The following is a 21,537-nucleotide window of genomic DNA, read 5'->3' as shown; positions in this document are numbered from 1 at the left end:
AATGCCTACTAATAACCGTCATTTTGTGGGAATTCTGCACCAGTGTTAGAGTCGATAATATTTTGCGGAATCGGCCATAATGCATGATAGTCGCGCATTGCAGGACCGGATTCGGTGTTGTATTTACGGGTACGTTCCAACAGTTTGTTTGTTCTTATCAAGGTAAAGCGGCGTGATTCTTCGCCGACCAGTTCACGAATACGTTCGTCTAGCAAGAAGTCCATTGTCATTTCGTTATTTGTGATTTCAGGAGCATGTGCGCGGCGTCGTACAATATTGATAGCTTCGCGGGCTCCTGTGATATCATTTTGTCCTAGTTTTGCTTCGCAGAGCAAAAGATAAGTTTCGGATAGACGGAACTTCATGCGGTCGCGGTACGAACCGGTGAGTTGCAGATTTTCCGAACGGCCATAGAAGAACTTTGTCAAGGCCGGATAGAGGCGGAAAGTTGTAAACCAGCTTTCATCTGTAATATTAGCTTTCTGACCGTACAAATCGGGTGTGTTAGGGTTGTTGTAATACCAGTCTCGCTTGATGTTATAGTTTGAATTACGGATATCGTTTTCATCGAAGAAGCCGGCATCTTCACCAATCCACCATTTCATAGGAACCAATTGTGCGAGTCCGCGGCCACCTAACGTATCGGCCAGCGTGAAACCGGTAATTTCAAAATACTTGGGTTCCCAGGCACGACGTGTCCAATCATCAGAGTTAGTGCCACCTCCGGTAGTATTGTACTCGAACTGCATCACCCAGATACTTTCCATATTGCCGGAAGTACGGTTTTGGTTATTCTCGACGAATAAGTCGGAGAATACATCACCCTCTGCTTTCGCCTTCTCCCCGAAACGGTCTTTCATCAGATGGAAATAACCGCAGTTGATGACATTTTGGGCGGCGGTTGCTGCTTTGTCATAGTCACCTTGCATCAGGTAAACTTCACTCAATAAGTGTTCGGCAGCCCATTTGGTCAGCTTACCGACCTTTACTGCGTCGGGATCTTCTGGCAGGTTTTCAACAGCAAATTTCAGATCTTCTATCATGTTTGCAATCACTTCAGCTTTCGGGGTACGTGTGAAGTCGATCCTGAACTGGTCTTGAATCTTGTCTACATAAGGAACGTCGCCATACAGATAGACAAGTGTACGATAGGCATAGGCGCGAAAGAAACGCGATTCTGCCTGATAAAGAGCTTTGTCGGTACTTTTATCCCAGTTTGTATTTAACTCCGAGTACTTCAACATTTCGTTGGCTCCTGCAATCAAACTGTAGGCCCATTTCCAGTAAGAACCGACAATACCGGTATTCGGAGTTAATGTCAGGTAACCGAAAGGCTGGATAGATCCGTCTTTGGTCCCCATAGTAGCGAGGTCTGTTGCAATTTGCAGGGCTTCGTAAGGACAAGCCGAGTTGTGCATAAAGGCACCGTTTTCACCCCAGGTATTGTATTCGGAACGCGCTTCAGCGTAAAGGCCGGTAGAACCGACTTCAAATCCGTAAGTACTTGTATATGTATTGTCCGGAGCCAGCTCACTTTTCAGTTTTTCGTCCAGAAAATCGGAACAGCTGGTAGCAGACAGAGCTACTATAAGAGCTAAGGTTGCTTTTGATATATAATTCTTCATTGTATATATATATTTAAGTGTATTTAGAATGTTAAGTTCAGTCCCAATACGTAAGAACGTGCGGTAGGATAGGAGGCGAACCAGCTTGTATCATAGTTCAATACGCTGCGTATGTCGCAGAATGTATAAGGGTTCTCTACGCTGAGGTTGACTCCCAGACCACCCAGGCCAAGTTTCTTTACAAAATTTTTGTCGAAGTTGTAACCCAGTGTAATATTCTTGATCTGGATGTATGTAAAGTCCTTATAGTAACTGTGACCGTCGAAGTTATTGTAAACCGGAGAGGCATATTTTGAATTGGTATGCTCGGGTGTCCAATAGTCGGCATCATGCAGGTAATTATAGAGATTATAGCTCCAACTTCCGATGTTGGCTTCGTTCAGTTCGCGGGTTACCTTGAATGTTCCGTTCAACAGGAATGAAAAATAGAAATTTTTATAAGTCAGTGTATTTCCCATAGACATCAGGAAACTTGGGTTTTTGGAACCGATGATTACTTTATCTTTAGAGTCAATATAGCCGTTTCCATCAGCGTCTTTTACTTTGGCAGAACCGGGCTTGGCACCTTTCTGGATTTCCTTTTCAGTACCGTCGGCTGCTGTATAAGTAAATTTGTCACCCTCTTGCCAAATACCGTCGACATCGTAGTCATAGTAAACTCTCAGAGGTTTTCCGATGAACCATTTGTTGGTAATGTCATCTTTTTTATCGCCACGCAAGTCTACGATTTTGTCGCGGTTCAATGAGAAGATAATGCTGGTGCTCCATTCAAAATCTTTCTTACGGATGTTTACAGTGTTCAAAGTAACTTCTACACCTTTGTTGCGGGTTTTACCTACATTATCCCAAATAGTCATGTAACCGTTCATAATGGGTACGGTACGCTTCATCAACAAGTCTTTAGTGTTGGCAACATACATTTCGATGGCACCGTTGATGCGACCGTTGAAGAAAGAGTAGTCGATACCGAAATTGAATGTTTGGGTTGTTTCCCATTTCAGGTTCGGATTTCCTACACCGTCGTTAGCCAGGTAAGCGCCGTTAACACCAGTTCCTCCGTCGCCCCAGATGTAATTAGTAAGGTGTAGACGGTCCAGAGTCTGATAAGGGCTGATTGCCTGATTACCGTTAGAACCGTAAGATACACGGAGTTTCAGTTGGTCCAGCCAACTTTGTGCACTTTCCATGAAATTCTCGGAAGCGATGTTCCATGCTGCGGCTACAGAAGGGAAGAAGGCATACTTGTTGTTTGCACCGAAAGCAGAATAGCCGTCGGAGCGTCCGGTCAAAGTTAACATGTATTTGCCTGCGTAAGAGTAGTTCAAACGAAGCATATAAGACAGCATGGATGTCTCTGACAGGTTTGAAGTTACTGTTTTCTTGTTTTCACCAGCGTTGATATTGTGGTAACTGGAATCATCGTTCACGAAACTTTCGGCAGATGCGCCTGATTTTTTCTTTTGAGTTTGTTGTACGCTGAATAAGCCGGTTGCATCGAAACGATGTTTACCGAATTCATGGTTGTATTTGAGCAAATTCTCCCAAGTATAATCCCAGTAGTGCTCGTTATTAATGCTGGCTTTACCGCTGGCTGTTCTACCGTCTCTTGTATCACGACCATAATATGTACCGTTGAAGGTGCTACGATAGTTATAACCGAAAGTAGTACGGGCAGAGAGACCTTTCACCGGCAGCAGAATGTCGGCGTAGGTATTGAGGAAGAAGTTACGGTTTGTAACGTCTTGGTCGGCATTGACGTTTGCCATTGGGTTGATGATCAATGACTGATCCATGGGTTCTTCGTAATAATTACCGTTTTCATCTTTGTAGATGCCGTAAGGGCTTTGTTTTACAGCATGTTCGATGTTTGGTGTAATTCCACCGCCATCTCTCTGCACAAACTGAGTCTGTACACCGATAGTCAGCCACTTGTTTAATACCTGCGTTACGTTCAGATTGAGGTTGTAACGTTTCATGGCAGAGTTGTAAACTACTCCTTCCTGGTCCAGGTAAGAAACGGCACCCATATAGGTGGTACTTTCTGTTCCTCCGGAGATACCTACCTGATGCTCCATTGTGAAAGCATTGCGGAAAATCAAATCCTGCCAGTCGTTTGTAATACCTTGTTTGTAGTTAATAAGTTCACTGGCACTCAGGATGTTTTCAGGCGCCAACTGATCACCGCTCCATCCATCTTTCAGGCGAGCAATGTCTTGTTTGAAAGTGATATATTCATCAGGGGTCATCACGTCTACGGTCTGTTGAGGCTGTGATATTCTGAATTGTCCTTTATACGTTACCTGCGGTGCATTCTTTTTACCTTTCTTTGACTGGATTAGAATAACACCGTTAGAACCACGTGAGCCGTAGATGGCTGCTGCTGAGGCATCCTTCAAAACACTCAGACTTTCAATAATATTCGGGTCGATGTCACTCAAAGAACCGTTGTAAGGAATACCATCCAGTACAACGAGGGGGGAGTTATCGGCACTCAAAGAATTCTCACCACGTATACGCAGAGTTTGGTCTGCTCCCGGTTTTGCATCTCCGGTGGTAACACTCAAGCCTGGAATCTGCCCGGCAAGGCGATCCATCAGGTTACTGCTGTTTATCATGTTCAACTTCTTTTGGTCAACAGATACAATACCTCCGGTCAAGTCGGACTTGCGTTGTGTACCGTAACCGATTACTACCACTTCGGCCAGTGTTTCGCTGTCTTCTACCAGCTTGATGGTACTTTTGCTTCCGGCTTTTACAATCTGGGTTACAAAACCGATATAAGAAATCTTCAGATTACTTCCAGCCGGTGCACTGATATTGTATTTACCGTCGAGGTCTGTAATTACACCTTGTGTTGTTCCTACTACCATAACATTGGCTCCGATAATCGGTTCACCATTTTCGTCGATTACTGTTCCTGTTACGTTTTGTGTTTGTCCGCTTGCTTGTTTATTCTTTCCGGTATATAGGATAATATGTGTTGCGTCGATTTCGAATTTAATGTTTGTCCCTTTCAGCAGGGTTGTTATTGTCTTGTCGATAGTTTCATTCTTTACCGTCAAGCTTACTTTTTGCTTTACGTCTACTTGTTGCGATTCGTAAAAGAAAGTGTATCCACTTGCTTTCTCCACTTTTGGCATTGCTTCCGATAATGGAATATTCTTGAATTGCAGTGTAATTAGTTTCTCCTTTTTTTGTGCAGAAACCGGTGCACATAAGAGTATCAGTATAAGAATGATGAGTTGCTTTCTTATATTCATAATAATTTAAAATTTAAAGATTAATGTAAGGCTGTTTGTTTATTCAGTTATAAAATTGTGTGTATTTCCATTTCTTTTTCTTGCATAGGCATTTTTATTAGTTATTATTTCATTTTTATTTTGTATCTACAAACGAAATGGTCAACTCATTCTCTTCATTAAAGGTATATTTCATCGGTTGTATGCGTGCCATGATGCGGAGTATTTCATCCAACGGTTCATTACGCAATGTGAACGTATAGAAATATTTATTGGACAATGCGGGGCTCAAATCTATCTTTACCCGATACCACTTGGAGAGGAACTTACAAATTTCTCCCAATGAACGGTTCTTGAATACAATCTGGTTGTTGGCCCACGAGGAGGCAAACTGCACATCATCTTTTTCTACCTTGAGCGTCTGGGTCTTCCGGTTGAAGGTTGCCGTTTCACCGGGTCGGAGAAAACGGTTCTCTGTCTTGGTTTCCAAAGAGACAGAACCTTCTATCAAACTTACTAATGTATTTTCCGAACCGGGAAATGCATCGACGTTGAATTTGGTCCCGTGTACCACGATACGCATGCCTTCTGTCTGCACGATAAAAGGTTTCCTGGCATCGTGTGTCACGTCGAAGTAGGCTTCACCAGTAACATTTACCATACGCTCTTTCCCATTCATCTGGGATTCGTATTGTAAAGCTGTCTCTGTATGCATCCATACTTCGCTGCCATCAGGAAGGAGAACTTTCGACTTACCCGACAAATTGGAGTATAACTGTGGCATAGGTTCCGGTTGTCCGTTAAGGAAACCGATGTAGAATGAACAACCTATAGCAATGGCTATACAAGCAGCTACTGCGTAACGGTACATCCGTTTCAGCTCAAAGCGTTTCTTCGCAGTTTTTTCTTCTTTCTGCTTGGATTCACCGGCGTGTATGCGGTTGACAAGTTCATTCCAATAAAATTCAGTATTTGGCGTATAGTTTTCTACGTTTGCCTGAATTTTCTCCCATAGCAGTTGCAGTTCTTCGAATAGCGCTTCATTATTACTGTTGCGCAACCAAATTTCCAATTGCCGCTCTTCGTCTGCGGAAATTTCCTGTTTCAGCTTAGGAATAATTAAATTCCAAGGAACACTTTTTCTCATGATCATGATAATTTTTTAGGCCTTCGTATATATGACACATCATTGCGGTTTAACCCTTATTCGAAAACTAATTATTTTTTTAGAAATTTCCAAGAACAAATAATATTAGTAACTTTGCCGTTCAAATATTCCTGGTCTAATACGTTTTAAGTATGTCAGCAGAAGACGATATTCTATTATTGAAGTTGATCAAGCAAGATGACGAAAAGGCTTTCAAGCATCTTTTCGACACTTATTTTGTTTCACTTTGCCGCTTCATGTCCCTTTATCTGAAAGACAAGCAGGAAGTGGAAGAAATAGCTCTGACTATTTTTATGAATTTATGGGAGAATAGGGCTACGTTGATACTTAAAATATCATTTAAAGCTTATCTTTTTCAAGCAGCACGCAATCGGTGTCTGAATGCTCTGCGGGATGAAAAAGTTACGGTTCCTGTTGAAGAGTCGGTAAACTGTATCTATGATTTATCTGCTGATACTTCTGTAGAAATGGACGAGTTGAATCAGTTGATCGAAGAGGCTGTTTGTTCGCTTGCCGACAAGTGTCAGCAGGTTTACCGCAAGAGTAGGGAAGAAGGGAAGAGTAATCAGGAAATAGCTGATGAAATGGATATCTCGGTTAAGACAGTAGAAGCTCAGATTACCAAAGCCTTAAAGCATATCAAGAAGTTTTTAGGAGATCAGTATGCTTATTTATTCTGAAGAAAAGGCAACCTATTCATTGCGAATCAGTTGCCTTTACTTATCTTGTTTCAGACTATCTTCTGATAGTTTCTCTTTATAAAGTATCTATGCTATATTTTTTATTTTTGCATTGTGAACGCTTGTTCGCACTGCGCGAATACATATTCAAGCGTTGCGAATATCCGTTCGCGCGCTTTGAATAGAACTTGTTTACTGGAAAAAGACACTTTTCTCTTAGTGCAAAGAACTTTTTTCCTTAACATCGGGGAGTTTATTTATTAATATATGTACCCGTTTAAATGGGGTTCATTTATTTCAGAGTAAAAGTAATCTGCTGCAAGTTATTGCTGCTTCCTCCTACCATGAAAATGAACTCACCCGGTTCTACTTTATAATTCATTTCATTGTCATAAAAGCCTAATGCTTCGTTTGTAATAGGGAAAGTAACGGTTTTACTTTCTCCCGGTTCCATTTGGATCTTTTGAATTCCTTTCAATTCTTTGATAGGCCGGGTAACGGAAGCTACTTTGTCCTGTACATATAACTGTACGATTTCCTCTCCGGTGCGTTGTCCCTGATTGGTTACTTTTACAGAAACCTCTGCATGTATGTCCGGGCTCTTGCCGGGCAAGACATTCAAATCTGAATAGCCGAAGGTTGTATAAGATAAACCATATCCGAAAGGATAAGCAGGTTCGGTGGAATAGTCGATGTAAGATGCCGTGTAAGTTTGCTTTAAACTGGTTGGCCGTCCGGTACTCTTATACTGATAGTAAATTGGGATTTGCCCTACATGTGCCGGAAATGTCATAGGCAGTTTGGCCGATGGATTGTAGGTACCCCATAATACATTGCAGATTGCGTTACCGGCTTCGCTTCCTAACCACCAGGTACATAATACTGCATCTGCTTTTTCTTTTATTTCATTGAAGATGACCGGACGCCCGCACATGACAAGAACCACCACGGGTTTGCCTGTCTTTTTTAATTCCGAGACTAATCTTTGTTGTTCTTCAGGAATAGATATATCTACTTTGGCAGCTTTTTCTCCACTTTGATTGGCTCTTTCACCCACTGCTACAAGGACGATGTCTGAGGTACGGGCTGCTTGAAGGGTCTTCTGCAAATCTGTCATTCGATTACTCTTCAGGTCATAACCGTCGGCGTAGTTTACTTCTAATCCTTTTTGGAGCAATGCATCATATAAAGTAATAATCTTGCTACGGTCTGTTGTTGCGGCCCAAGCTCCTGCCATATCATTTTGGGATTTGGAGAGGCCGCCTATTAGAGCTACAGATTTCACTTGTGATGTTAAAGGAAGTACGGATTGCTTGTTTTCCAGCAATACGATGGAACGCTCTGCCATCCGGAGAGAAGCATTGCGGATTTCTGGTGAATTGAGTATCTTGGCAGAACGTGCCGGATTGCAGTAACGGAAAGGATCTTCAAACAAACCGAGCTCCTGCTTTTTTTCAAGAATACGGCGTACGGCATTGTCTAATGTTTTTTCTTTAACTTTTCCTTCTTGTATGAGTTCTTTCAGGTAGGTTAGATAGCATGTACTTACCATTTCCATGTCAAGACCGGCATTTAGCGCTTTGGCTGCCGCATCTTTCTTGTCGTACGCATAGCGATGATTCACAAGTTCTTCTACGGAATTATAGTCAGATACAACAAAGCCTTTGAATCCCCACTGCTGCTTTAGCAACCGGTTGAGCAGGAAGTCATTGGCTGTAGAAGGTATATTGTTGAAATCATTGAATGCACTCATTACCGTTGCCGCACCGGCTTTTATGGCAGCGTGATAAGTGGGCATATAGAAATTGGCGAATTGTCCTAACGACATATCTACGCTGTTATACTCCTTACCTGCTGTTGGTGCTCCATATCCGGCAAAGTGCTTTATGCAAGCCATAACCGTAGCGGTGTCCGCCAGGTTGTTTCCCTGTATGCCTTTGACACGCGCTTCCGCTACCCGTGAACCGTAATAAGGATCTTCACCGGCACCTTCCATTACGCGTCCCCAACGTGCATCCCAGGAAATGTCTACCATTGGTCCGAAGATCCAATTCAGGCCGTCGGCTGCACTCTCCATAGCATTGTAGCGGGCTGTTTCTTCAATCATCGCCAAATCAAAACTTGCAGCTTCTGCCAGTGGGATAGGGAAGCAGGTACGGTAGCCATGAATTACATCCAAACCGAATATCAAGGGAATGCGTAAACGCGATTGGAGAGCTAACTCTTGAAATCTATGTATTTCTTTAATCCCTGTTACATTCAGCATTGAGCCGATTTTCCCCTGCTTGACATATTCTTCTTTAGGTATGTTTGCACCATCCGGTCCGGTGAAATTCCCTCGATATGTGTACTGCGCCAATTGGCCTATCTTTTCATCTAATGTCATCTGTTTTAGCAGATTGGAAATAAAGTCTTCTTCTGTGACAGTTTGTGATGCGACGTTTATGATTCCAAAACCACATAAACAAAATAATAATGTGATTATTCTTTTCATATTTGGCTGATACTTTTTATAAAGTGATTATTGTTGCCAATGGCAGATTCTCTGAAGAAGGTCCTACCAGTATTTTAAACTCACCTGGTTCTATTATAAACTGATGAGAGCTGATGTCATAGAAAGCGAAAGCTTCTTTAGTTAAAGTTATACTGATATGTTTGGTCTCTCCTCTTTTCAAATAAACTTTTTCATATCCTTTCAGTTCTTTTAGAGGACGTGGAACTGAGGATTGGATATCGCAAACATATACTTGAGCCGTTTCTGCAGCATCCGTTTTTCCGATATTCTTTATATCAAAACTGATTTTGACACAATTCTCTCCAGACTTCTCAACAGTCATGTTGCTGTATGCAAAGTTACTGTACGAAAGTCCGTAACCAAACGGATAAAGAGGTTTCTTGCCTGTTTGGTCGTACCCCCTGTATCCGACAAATATTCCTTCGGCATATTGTACCCGTTTGTGAGGTACATTACGATTATCATAATAACTGTTGAACACCGGATTATCTTCCCATTTCTCTTCGATACTGATCGGTAACTTTCCACTTGGTGATATTTTCCCGGTTATGATTTCTGCTAAAGCTTGTCCTCCCTCTTGTCCTGGATACCATGCCATTATTATGGCTTGAACGTTCTTTCCCCAATTACGGAAGTCAATTCCGCCTCCGGCATTCACTATTACGGTGACGTTGTCGTGAAGTGAGGCTACCTTATTGATGAGGTATTCTTGTCCATGAGACAAAGCAAAGGGGCGGTCGAAGCCTTCTCCTTCCGTACTGCTGTTGAATCCGGCACATATAATCACATTCCGGGCCTGTTTCAAAGAGGCCGTCAAATGTTTTTCATCCATCATACCGGCCCGGAACTTTATAGTAGCTTCACCTACATTGTCGAAATATTCAATGCGAAGTCTGTATACTTCTCCGGTTTTAACCTCCATAAAGGCGCTGCGTGTACTGAACGAATGGTTACCCCAATCACCGGTAATCTGTTTATCGTTGACAAATAGTCTGTAACCGTCGTCACCGGCCAATTGGAATTGAATTGTCCCATTTTTATCTGCCCGATAAGCTCCTGTCCATCGGACGGAAAACTGGTCTGCAGGCATATCGGCAAACGGTGCATCATATTTCCACGAATAATTTATTTGAGGTTCTACAGCTGACAGGAAGAGTGCTCCGCTCAGATTACGGGTCGTATAATATTCACTTTTGAATCCTTGGTGGGTAAACTTGTCATCCGTATAAATCTGATGGGAAATGTCTTTATACAAGGTGCTGTCAGTTAGCAATTCCACCTGCTCGTTTCCTCTTATTTTGCGCATACCGTCATAGACCGATATTACAGAAAAAGGAGTAACGAATCCACTGCCTCCTCCGGTAGGAATTATATCAGCGTTCGGTCCTAATACCAGAGTTTTGCCTTTCCGATAAGGTAATGTCTGATGATTGTTTTTCAATAGTACAACCCCTTCTCTTGCCAGTTTCAATGCCGTTTCCTTGGACTGAGTATCATCCTTAATTGCGGATAAACTATTCTTCGGCATATCGAAACATCCGAAAGCAATCAAAGTTTGAAGAATATGCTGTACCTTGATGTCAATTGTGGCTTCAGTTACAATACCATTCTTTATGGCTGGTATCAACTTTTCTTTTGTCATGAACTTCCCCGTAGGCATTTCCAAGTCCAGCCCTCCATTGGCAGCTCCTACTGTGGAATAGACGGAACTCCAGTCTGACATGAGAATTCCTTTGAATCCCCATTTCTTTCTCAATATATCAATGTTCATCCAAGAATTTTCAGTAGCATGCACACCGTTTACAGGATTGTAGCTATCCATAACGGCACCGACTTGTACTTCTTCTACAGCTTTGCGAAAAGCTGGGAAATAAATTTCCTGTAAAGTGCGCTCATCAACATCCGAACTGACGTTGTGTCTGCTCCATTCCTGGTTGTTTGCAGCAAAATGCTTCACGGTAGCTATCACACCTTCTTCTTGTACGCCTTGTATATATTGACTGGCGACTTCGCTGGTTAAGTAGGGATCTTCTCCAAAATACTCATAATTGCGACCGCATAAAGGTGACCGGTAAATATTAACTCCCGGTCCTAATAAAATACTTACTCCTCGGGCTTTTGCATCCCGCCCGAGACCGCGTCCTAATTCTCTCACTAACTCTTTATTCCATGTTGAAGCGGATAAAATACCACAAGGGTACAACGTACTTTTCGTGTTGTTACGTATTCCCTGAGGTCCGTCAGCCAGTCTGATTTCTGGGATTCCCAGTCGTGGAATAGCTCTGATATAAAATGATCTGGGGCCGGAAATATAATCAATTTTTTCTTCCAAGGTCATTTGTGATACTAGCTCTTTAGCGCGCTGTTCCGCCTGCTTGGTGATGTATATATGCAGATTCAAAGCAGACGAAGAGTTGTTCTCTCCTATTGTCTTCGGTTGTCCATAGCTGCAGATAGTCAATATAGAGAGAATGAATGAAAAAATAATTTTCTGTTTCATAAATTGAATGTTAATCTTTCTGATTCACGATCTTTCTACGGAGCGTTAATCAGTCAGCGTGAATTTTATTTTCTTATCTTTTACTGTTACATAGTATTCGCCGTTTTCAAGGACACGTTCGCCGTTGGCATTTACGAAACTAATGTCACGTATCGGATCAATTTCAAAATAGAATATGTAGGTATCACCGGCCTTAATCAACTGTTTCTCGAAATATTTCAATTCTTTGTTGGGACGGGTAATTGTACTGAAGGGATCTGAAATAAACCAATGAACCACTTCGGCACCATCGCGCTTGCCGGTGTTGGTAACCGGGATTTCCACTATCAGTTTCTCGTCACGTTTAATGGTTTCTTTAGATAGTCTGATGTCACCATAGTTGAAGGTAGTATAGCTTAAACCATATCCGAATTCATACAGTGGAGTAGAGGGAATATCTTGATACTTGCCACTGTGGGGACGTGCTGTTTTGCGTTGGTTGTAATAGATTGGGATTTGTCCGGTAGAGCGTGGAAATGTAATGGATAGCTTGCCCGAAGGATTCACCCGGCCCGATAATACGCCTGTTAATGGCATTCCGCCCGGTACACCCGGTTGCCACATTTCAACGATAGCATCACAAAGAGGTTCTACTTTGGAAAGAGCTAAAGGACGTCCGTTTGATAATACCAATACAATAGGCTTTCCTGCTTTCTTTATTTCAAAAATGAATTTTTCTTGTATGTCAGGCAGTTCGATGATGGAACGTGAGGCATTTTCACCGCTCCACTTCTTTTTCTCGCCCATACAAAGCAGAATGACATCTGCTTTTCGGGCAACAGCCAAAGCTTCACTGAACTTTGATGTATCGTTACCGTCGAAGTCACAGCCATCAGCATAAATCAATTTTGCTTTACCGGCAAATTCAGTGTCCATTGCTTCATTGATGGGGAGGACATCCTCTACGTGTCCGTGACCGCACCAAGAACCTAAAAGTTCAGCGCTATTCTTTACCAAAGGTCCCATAACGGCGATAGTTGGTTTGTTCCCGTTTGCCAGAGGAAGTACATTGTTTTCATTCTTCAGTAGAACGATGCTTTCTTCAGCCAGTTTTTCGGCAGTTGCCAAACTTTGTGGTAATAGAAAACGTTCTTTCTCAGTTGATATCGGGGTATAAGGATTATCGAACAGTCCTAAGCGAAACTTGATGCGGAGGACACGCTTCACTGCATCGTCAATCAGTTCCATGCTTATTTTACCTTCTTCTACCAGTTGTGCCATGTGTTTGTCATAGCAATGTCCCATCATATCCATTTCCAATCCGGAATTGAATGCTAAACGGGCGGCTTCTTTGTGGTTGGCAGCATGTCCCTGATCAATTAGCTGCGGTACGGCTGCCCAGTCGGAAACGACGAAACCGTCGTGCTTCCAACGGTTCTTCAGGATTTCTGTCATTGTATAGTGATTGGCACTTCCGGGTGTGCCACTGATGTCGTTGAATGAACTCATCAAGGTAGCGGCACCGGCCTTTACTCCTGCTTCATAGGGAGGGATGTAAGTATCCCATAATGTTTGATTGGATATTTCGGTATAGACGTAATCACGTCCGGCTTCAGAGGCTCCGTATCCGATGTAATGTTTCAGACAGGCAGCTACTTTCTTGTTGCCGGACAAATCTTCGCCTTGATATCCTTTGACGGATGCGACGCAGAAAACGGCATTGGTATAAGTATCTTCGCCATAACCTTCGGCAACACGTCCCCAACGTCCGTCTCTCGCTACATCAATCATAGGAGAGAAGGTCCAGTCCACTCCGGACATGCGAGCTTCCTGAGCAGCAACGGCACATGCTTGCTCCACTAATTTTGGATTCCAAGAACATGCTTGTGCCAGAGAAATGGGGTAAATAGTGCGGAACCCGTGGATAACATCATATCCGAAAAGGATAGGGATGCCGAGGCGCGATTCTTCCATTGCTTTGTGTTGGGCTTCGTTACGCAGATTGGCGTCTTCGTTAAAGTAGATAAGGGAGCCTAAAGTAGCAGGAATCTTTTTTACTTCTTCGCCAAGGTTGTTTTCATTGTTGTTGCGCCCCAGGGTATACTGATTTAGTTGCAGTATTTTCTCTTCTAAGGTCATTCTGCCCACCAGATCATTCACACGATCTTCAATAGGGGATTTGGCATCTTTGTAGACGGGCTGTTTCTTGTTGGCAGCTATTGCTCCGCTCAGATAGCTACTTAGAAGCAGGCAACTGATAAATGTTAGTTTCTTCATAATATTTATAATTTTATTGTGTTCTCATTTAGTAGGACACATTTTCTATGACCAACTCTTATACTAAGGTTGTTATTTTAAGGAATATAAACAAAATCTTGAATGGTGAAATTAGAGAGATATTATTTGAAAATAGGTTTATCTATCAATGACATAGATGTTTGTTCATTGTTTTTTAGTTCAAATACTACTACTTCATTACTGCCTTCTACCAAAGTGCCGGCCGGTATGGCTAATGTTCTTTCTGCATTTTCCTCCCAATAAGCACCCAGATATTGTTCATTTATCCAAACTTCCCCCATACCCCATCCGGATATGTTAAGGAAAGTGGCTTGGGTAGGATTGTCTATAGAAACATTTCCCTTGTGAAAGCAGGGGATGGATGAACTGTTTTCTGTAAAACTCAGACTGTTTATTGTGCATTCTTTGACATTCAGCGGAGTCATTTTCCAATCTTTCAGTTCTGAATCACCTAAAGTGATGCTGCCATAGATACCTTTTGAGTTGTCGAGAATCTCAGGACCATAAGTAATGCGTCCGATATTCTCAACGTAGATGCTTAGTTTATGTATTCCTGGTGAAAGCTTGGTTGCCAAATCTTTTTTGCTGGCTTTCAAGTAACCTTGTAATTGGTTGTCTATGTAAACTACGGCATAGTCCCGTATGTTCTCGACTGTCAATGTGGGATTTTCTTCTCCCACATTAACGGTCGTTTCATAAAGGGCATAGCCGAAATCCATATCCAGATCATTCATAGGCAGTAATGCATCATCTTCCATGCTTTCTCCATAGATTTGTTCCAGAGGAGCTGTCTGTGACATTTTTATTTCTTGTGCCGATGCCGGTTCGATCAGCAACGATAAAAGTAACCAAATAAAGGATATTCTCATAACATTCCCTCCATTTACTTCTTTAAGAACGATTCAATATAAGATTCACTAACGGAAATCTGTGGGGCGAATTTATCGCTCTTTACGTAGTGGTCGATGCTTTCCAGCAACTGTTGGGTGGCAGGGCGTTTATCGATGTTCTTCTGTGTATCTACAGCCAGTACCAATAGACTGCCGTTTTTTACTTTTGCTTCAAATCCGATGCCCAGTTTTTCGTTATTGTCGTAATGGTCTATTACCTGAATGAAAGGGCGCAATGCTGTCGGAGCATCTCTCATTTCGATGACTTTGGCATTTTCTAAAATATCCCACCACTGCCAGTCGGTATGGTAGGACGTGATGAAGTGGTCGAATACCGGTTGGTCACTGTGTATCAGGCAGCCTATTGTCATTGGTGGCCACTTGAACATTATCGGATTCCAGAAATGGTTGTGGAAAACAGACTTGCGACCTTTTACATTGGACGGTTTGGGACAAAGTACTACTTTTTTGCCATCGGCAAGATACTGTTTTGCTTTTTCATCGAAAACGGTTGTGTAAAGTATCTTGTCGGTCGATTGCATTTGGTTGTTATGACGAGGATATACCCAAATGTCCCAGCTATTCTTGACCAGGGCTGCAGAAAGGTGTACTGTGAGCTTCTGTGGTTCGGTAATGTTGCCCAATGCAAAACTGAAATTGCCTAAAGGAAATACGCCGTTTTTCCCGATGGTCTGTGTCTTTAGTTTTCCGCTTTTCAGAGTCTTGCCTTCACTATCGGTTATGCTCCAGCTGATTTTGGCATTTTTCAGGACAGAAGGACCGTAGTTATAGATTTCAGCCTTTCCCTCGAACACTTCATCATTGTAGAATGCACGTTTGTCAAAACGGAGTAGTGCAACGGTCGGTGCGCAGAATTCGCGCCATTTCTCCGGAGTAATCAGACCTTTAGAATTCCAAAATGGGTCTAGAATACCTACCGGAGCATATCCCTGACCTGTGAAATCGTTTAATGAAAGTAATTGGAAGCCACCTTTCAAGTAAGTACGCAGTTGTGCCTCTATGACGTCTTTGTATTCGATAGCCGTTAGAGCACCGGAAGCGCGGAAAAAGTCGTGTGCTTGGTCGAGCATGTGGTTCTTGTCCAGCAGTTCGCGGAATACCTCAAAATTGCGTGCTTGCACGGGCCCTGTGAAATTCTTTATTTCTTCAAAATTAGGATAGATGCAGCGTTGTCCCGATTCATGCGAAATGATAGGCAAACCTACTCCAAGTTCTTTGTTCTTATCCCAATTTGTGTATGGACGTCCTTCGTAAATAGCCATGTGACCTTTTGTCGTCTGATGGGTGATATAAAACTGATCGGATTTGACGCGCGTACGGGCTGTGGATCCGCTATATAAACGGCGGTTGTCCAACTGGCGGGCTGTGGCAGTTAGCTCCTCAATAAAGTTGAAGTCACCCGTTATTTCGTTACCGTTGCAATAAAGAATGAAAGAAGGATGATTGCCATATTCTTTCAATATGCCGCGTAATTCACGGCGGAAGAAATTCCACCGTTTTTCGTCGGGTTGAGCATCTTTGCCCCACATTGGCATCTCTACTTCCAAATAAACTCCCAACTTGTCGGCCATACGGAAGGCTGCGGCAGGTGGGCACCAGGAATGGAAACGCATGTGGTTCATACCATATTCTTTCAGGATATGGAGTACGCGCTCCCAAGAAGCATCATCCACCGGAGCATAACCGGTTTTGGGGAAGACGGCATTCTCAACGGTACCGCGCAAATGTATAGGCTCGCCGTTAAGGATAATGTGGTCTTCACCGGCTTCTACTTCGCGCATTCCAAAGGTCGTACTTTTGCTGTGTGTGTACGATTCGTTTTCTATTGCTGAAGTCAGTTTGCAATCCAGTGTATAGAGATTGGGATGGAATTCGTTCCATAAACGGATATCTTTGCCTAAAGCCAGTTCTTTTTCTATATATGCGATGGAATCGGTTATTGTTACCGGGATTTCTTGTTGCAGATCATATTTTTCTCCAGTCACGTGGAGAGTAAGTTTGCTTTGGGCTGTTTGCTCCGTATAGTTTCGTATAGCTATCTTTACCTTTATACTTTTGTTGTCGACATCAGGATAGACTTGCATATCGTCCACGTAAACCGGATCGATGGCTACCAGTTTGATTTCTCCCAGCACTCCGTTCCAGTTTATTTGAGTAAATTCGGAATGGGCATGGTCCCATTTATGTGTATCGTATTGGTAGCGGTTGTCGATGCAGAAGGTTATCAACTCTTTCTTCCCCGGATGCAGCCATTGGGTGAGTTCATGGTTGTGGGGAATGCTGATATAATCTATTTTACTGACTTCTTCTTTGCCTACATATACAGAACTGAGCCAATGTGTACGTTCGAAGTAGAGGAATATACGTTTTCCTTTCCAAGATGCCGGTATTTCGATTTCACGCTGATACCACGCTGGCCCCATATATTCATAGATGCGGGTCAAGCGGTCCAGGTGGCGGTAGGGAGATTTATAACCTATTTTATAGTCGTCTGTGATGCCTGGAAGAACAATACTTTCTTGCAGACGATGGCAATAGCGGACATCTAGCGAGCCTCTACGGAAATCCATAACATCAGTTTGGAATGCCCACTCTCCTGACAAATCCATTTCTCTCTTTTCCTGGGCATGTCCACTCCATGCCATAGATGCAAGGAGAAGGGTAGCCGTCCAATGTTTCAATGTCTGTTTCATTTTTCTGCTTTCTTTTGGTTGTAATAATCACGCATGATGTACCATGCTTTTTTGCGTTGCCCCTGATCGGAGACTAATCCTTTACGATTCCATTCACCTCCTTGATTGGGATGGAAACGGAAGGGAGAACGGAAGTCAAAAAGAATCCATGGAGAAGTACCACGCAGGTTGGGGATATGCTTAAACATTTCCAGATTGTTCTTGTAAAGTTCTGCCTGATAGTCTTCACTCCAGGAACTTTTTACTTCTGCATCGCCATGCTTGCCGTAAAGGGCTTCGCCGCCGAATTCGGAGATGAAGAGCGGTTTGCCGGGGGCTACGTTCCAGATAGCCTTGTCCGGAGTTAGCGGCCAGTCATGATACCAGCCCATGTATTTGTTGATGGCTACCATATCCAGAATGTTAATGATAGAGTCATTCATCTCAAAATTTTGGCTTTTGCGATTAAAATGTACCAGGTCAAAAGCTGCTGTAATCAGGCGGGTGGAATCAATATCCAAACAGCATTGTTTCATGTGCTTCAGGAACTCGTTGCGCGGAGCGGAAGTGGCTGTTTCATTGGCAATTCCCCAAAAGGCTACAGAACAGCGATTTTTATCACGCATTACCATTTCTTTAATCATCCGACCTGCTTTCTCCCGGGTAGCATTGTTCTCAAAATCAATGCCTTGCCATATAGGTATCTCTTCCCACAAGAGAAAACCCATTTTTTCTGCCAGACGGACAGTATATTCATTTTGCGGATAGTGTGCCAGGCGGATCATATTGGCTCCTAAATCTTTGGCTTCGGACAGTAGCATTGTGGCATCGGCTTCAGAAAAAGCGCGGCCGCGACGTTGTGGAATTTCTTCATGAAAGCTGATGCTGCGTAGGAAAACAGGTTTGTTGTTCAGGTAGATGTCTTCACCCTTTACGTAAAGGTTGCGAAAACCGATTTGCTCGTTGATCCGATCGTTATCTGAAGTGATGGTTATATCGTACAACTTGGGTACTTCCGGCGACCAACGTTGTAATTTCTTCACCTTAATGGTAGTCTCAGCAATTCCGCTGGCATCGGTGGTCATAGCCTGCTTTATTCCTAATTCGGGAATGGAAATTTGTACATTGATGCCAGCTTTTGCTTCGGATAAAGAGACTTTGGCATGGATCAGATTTGATTGAGTTTTATCCAATTGGATAAAGTGATCCCTTATATAAGTTTGCGGAACGCTGACAAGCATCACATCGCGAGTGATGCCACCGTAGTTCCACCAATCGAAAGACATGGCAGGAATGGCATCTGTAGTACGAGTGTTGTTCACTTCTACAGCCAAGAAATTATCTTTCTCCTTGACACAGTCTGTAATTTCCACCTGAAAAGGGGTGAATCCACCTTCGTGGCAGGTAATTTCTTCTCCATTCAGGTATACCCGGCTACGATAACTTACTGCACCGAAATAGAGGAACAGACGTTTCCCATCAGTTTTAGGTGCATCGAAATATCGTCCGTACCAGACGGTTCCTTCGTAGAATTTCAGTTCGGGCATCTGTGAGTTGAAATCAGAAGGGACATTCAGCGTCAAACCACCCTCGAATGAATATTCGTAGAATTGTTTGTTGTCTTGGGGCTTTCTGTTTTTGTAAACTTGCATTTTACGGCCCAGATTGTACAGGTCTACGATGGCACCCCATTTTCCGTTCAGTAACTGGTAGTCACGTCCATAAACATTGGACAATAAATCTTGTGCTTGTAATTTGCTGCCCAATACTGTCATTATGAGCAGGCAAACAATCGTTAGTTTTCTCATTGAATCTTATTATTTTGATGTTTATTTCACAATTTCATATTTATAAACTACATAGTCATTGATGGTTGGCAATGAAACTTTCAATATTCCTTTTTTACCGATAACGGTAGTCATCGCTTTACCATGTCCCATCAATGGAGTGCATTTTACTGTAACCCCTTCCGATAGCCAGGTTTCAATTTCAGTTGTCTCTATCGGGGTGTTTTCACGATATATAATTAAATAGCCTTTATCTCTTTTTAGCGATTGGAATCCTGTCCATGAACGTCCGGACGGTTCGTCACCTATTGGCAGAATGGTACCTGAATGCATGTCGTACTGGAATTCTTTGTAGACTCCAATCTGTTTTTTCAGTGCTAAAGCTTCTTCCGGCAGATTACTCCCTTCCAACCAGGCAAGCGGTTGCCCGGCTAAGGTTATGGCGAACAGATACTCGAAAGAATAATTGGCGGGGGCAAAGATTTCCCCTTTATATTTTTCTATATTTCTCCATTTGTTTAGAAACTCGATTTGTAGCTTCTCGGCAGGTACATATTTGGAGAGCATCCAGAGATTACGTAATGTCCAGTAAGGATAGTAATTTTGCCAGTCGGTATAGCGATTTTCCAGGAAGATATTTCCATATTCGTTGAACATATGATATCCTCCACGGCGGCTGGCTGTTGCATCCAGATTGAAAATAACTTCCTCGTCCGTTTCTTCCAGAACTTTATCGAATAGACGGCGCAAGTTTGTTTCAGCTTCTTTGGAAGCGATGGTTAGCCCGTCTATTTTGAAGATTTTAATGCCATATTCACGATAGAGATCAATGAGTGCTTGTGCATCCTTTTGCCAATCGGCGAAATGATCCTGTATGCTGGGATTAAACCAGAGGCCTATTTCAATGCCTAATTCTTTGCCACGCTTAATGATGGGATGTAAACCGTGTGGATACTTCTGCGGATCTGGCTTCCAGTAATCCTTATTGTCCCAAATGTTTTTGAAAGATCCATGGGCTACGGCCGAATTTGGACTTTTGCCTACTTGCCAGCCATCGTCGATTTGGAAGTGGGTAACTCCTAACTGAGCTGCGCGTTCCAGTTCTTTCAGGCAGAAGGCTTCATTGACTTTAGAATCCTGGCTGCGATCTCCCCAAGTATTCATCATAATCATCTCATCACGATCGGCATGATAAATGCGTATGTTCTTTTGATATGTACGGAGAGCTTGTAGGCGGCTTAATTCTCCTTCTTTATAGACACCCAATACACAGCTATAAGTTTTGGTCCAATGTTCGGGAGTTACATCTTTTTCAGTAATTCCCAATCCTGTTACTGTGAACTTTCCGAAATCAGTCAGAAATTCTTGTCCTTGATAAGCTAATTGTACCGAAGAACAAGGTGCCTCTTTTAAAAAGAAAATGCCGCAATTATCCTCACCATTATAAGCAAACAGCAGATTGCCGCGATATCCAAGTTTGCGGTAAGAGATAATGTCTTTCTCGGATACCAGATTATTGTGCCAGTCGGTTACATCAGAAAATTCTATACTGCGGGCGTGCCAGTGCTGTCCTTTAAAGTGGAACTGGTCGAGCACGGCAGTCACTTCTTTGGACTTCGTATCTTCGGTAAACTCAATGTTTTTCCGGTCGGCGGTACTGACTTCTCTTCCTCCGAAGATGCTATTGACTGTTCCTTTCAAGTAGGTATCACACGCAATGGCCGGACAATCATCATAAATGCGGTATATACGTTTGATATCCAATTGGTTCAGCTTGAAAGAGATTTCTACTCTTAGATAGGCGGGATATATCTTTGTCGCTTGCACCTGATCTACTTTTATTGTGCTGTTTTGGGCATTAGGCAAATCTGTGGTGATTCTAAAGTCCGGGGTCTGGCTATTGTTCAGCCATAACTGGTTGTTGTCTTTGTTCTTTAGACTGTATGTTATAATATTTCCCTTATTCCAAAGAAATTTACGCTCTATCCGATTGTTTCCGATGGTAAGCGTGTCATTTTGCAGACGTCCATAACAAAGATTCATGAATTGTTGATCGACTATCCAGCTGCTTTTGGAGCCAAAATTTTCAGCATCAATTGGTATGCTGGAAGCAACAATAGACTGGATACTGATTAATGCATGTAAAAATAGTGTAATCTTTTT

The 21,537-nt window shown here is 42.7% G+C and carries 11 protein-coding genes; 1 reads left to right on the top strand and 10 read right to left on the bottom strand.

The annotated features are described in order from the left end of the window. Positions 1–8: 8 nt before the first annotated feature. From AAE250_RS22265 to AAE250_RS22255, 3 genes are all read right to left on the bottom strand, one after another. Complete coding sequence (locus AAE250_RS22265; protein ID WP_294601471.1) at positions 9–1,625, bottom strand: RagB/SusD family nutrient uptake outer membrane protein; 1,617 nt, start codon at positions 1,623–1,625, stop codon at positions 9–11. A 23-nt stretch (positions 1,626–1,648) separates the two neighbouring features. Then, entirely contained in the window at positions 1,649–4,885 is a 3,237-nt protein-coding gene (locus AAE250_RS22260; protein ID WP_294601472.1) for a TonB-dependent receptor, read from the bottom strand. 115 nt (positions 4,886–5,000) lie between these two features. Further along, positions 5,001–6,011, bottom strand: a complete 1,011-nt coding sequence (locus tag AAE250_RS22255) for a FecR family protein (RefSeq protein WP_294601473.1) — start codon at positions 6,009–6,011, stop codon at positions 5,001–5,003. Positions 6,012–6,163: 152 nt separating this feature from the next. Here AAE250_RS22255 and AAE250_RS22250 point away from each other — a divergent pair, with 152 nt between their 5' ends. Then, positions 6,164–6,712: an RNA polymerase sigma-70 factor gene (locus AAE250_RS22250; protein ID WP_294601474.1), complete on the top strand. Its 549-nt coding sequence runs from the start codon at positions 6,164–6,166 to the stop codon at positions 6,710–6,712. Positions 6,713–7,004: 292 nt separating this feature from the next. Here AAE250_RS22250 and AAE250_RS22245 read toward each other — a convergent pair whose 3' ends face one another. The 7 genes from AAE250_RS22245 to AAE250_RS22215 form a co-directional block, all read right to left on the bottom strand. After that, positions 7,005–9,206: a glycoside hydrolase family 3 N-terminal domain-containing protein gene (locus AAE250_RS22245; RefSeq protein ID WP_294601475.1), complete on the bottom strand. Its 2,202-nt coding sequence runs from the start codon at positions 9,204–9,206 to the stop codon at positions 7,005–7,007. A gap of 16 nt (positions 9,207–9,222) precedes the next feature. Continuing rightward, positions 9,223–11,727, bottom strand: a complete 2,505-nt coding sequence (locus tag AAE250_RS22240; protein WP_294601476.1) for a beta-glucosidase — start codon at positions 11,725–11,727, stop codon at positions 9,223–9,225. A 45-nt stretch (positions 11,728–11,772) separates the two neighbouring features. Further along, the gene (locus AAE250_RS22235) at positions 11,773–13,983 is read right to left on the bottom strand and encodes a glycoside hydrolase family 3 N-terminal domain-containing protein (protein ID WP_294601477.1); all 2,211 of its coding nucleotides are present in this window, start codon (positions 13,981–13,983) and stop codon (positions 11,773–11,775) included. Positions 13,984–14,105: 122 nt separating this feature from the next. Next, entirely contained in the window at positions 14,106–14,873 is a 768-nt protein-coding gene (locus AAE250_RS22230; protein ID WP_294601478.1) for a hypothetical protein, read from the bottom strand. A 14-nt stretch (positions 14,874–14,887) separates the two neighbouring features. Then, on the bottom strand, positions 14,888–17,560 hold the full coding sequence (locus tag AAE250_RS22225) for a sugar-binding domain-containing protein (protein WP_446715782.1): 2,673 nt from the start codon (positions 17,558–17,560) through the stop codon (positions 14,888–14,890). A 44-nt stretch (positions 17,561–17,604) separates the two neighbouring features. Continuing rightward, a complete protein-coding gene (locus AAE250_RS22220) occupies positions 17,605–19,395 on the bottom strand; it encodes a glycoside hydrolase family 2 protein (protein ID WP_294601480.1) in 1,791 nt (596 codons plus the stop codon). A 21-nt stretch (positions 19,396–19,416) separates the two neighbouring features. Beyond that, complete coding sequence (locus AAE250_RS22215) at positions 19,417–21,417, bottom strand: alpha-galactosidase (protein WP_294601500.1); 2,001 nt, start codon at positions 21,415–21,417, stop codon at positions 19,417–19,419. Positions 21,418–21,537: the final 120 nt, after the last annotated feature.

Origin of the sequence: Bacteroides sp. GD17 (genome assembly GCF_038448625.1) — a bacterium.
Taxonomy (GTDB): Bacteria; Bacteroidota; Bacteroidia; order Bacteroidales; family Bacteroidaceae; genus Bacteroides.
The sequence above is the reverse complement of the archived record's forward strand: the minus strand, read 5'-3'. Positions and strand labels throughout refer to the sequence as shown.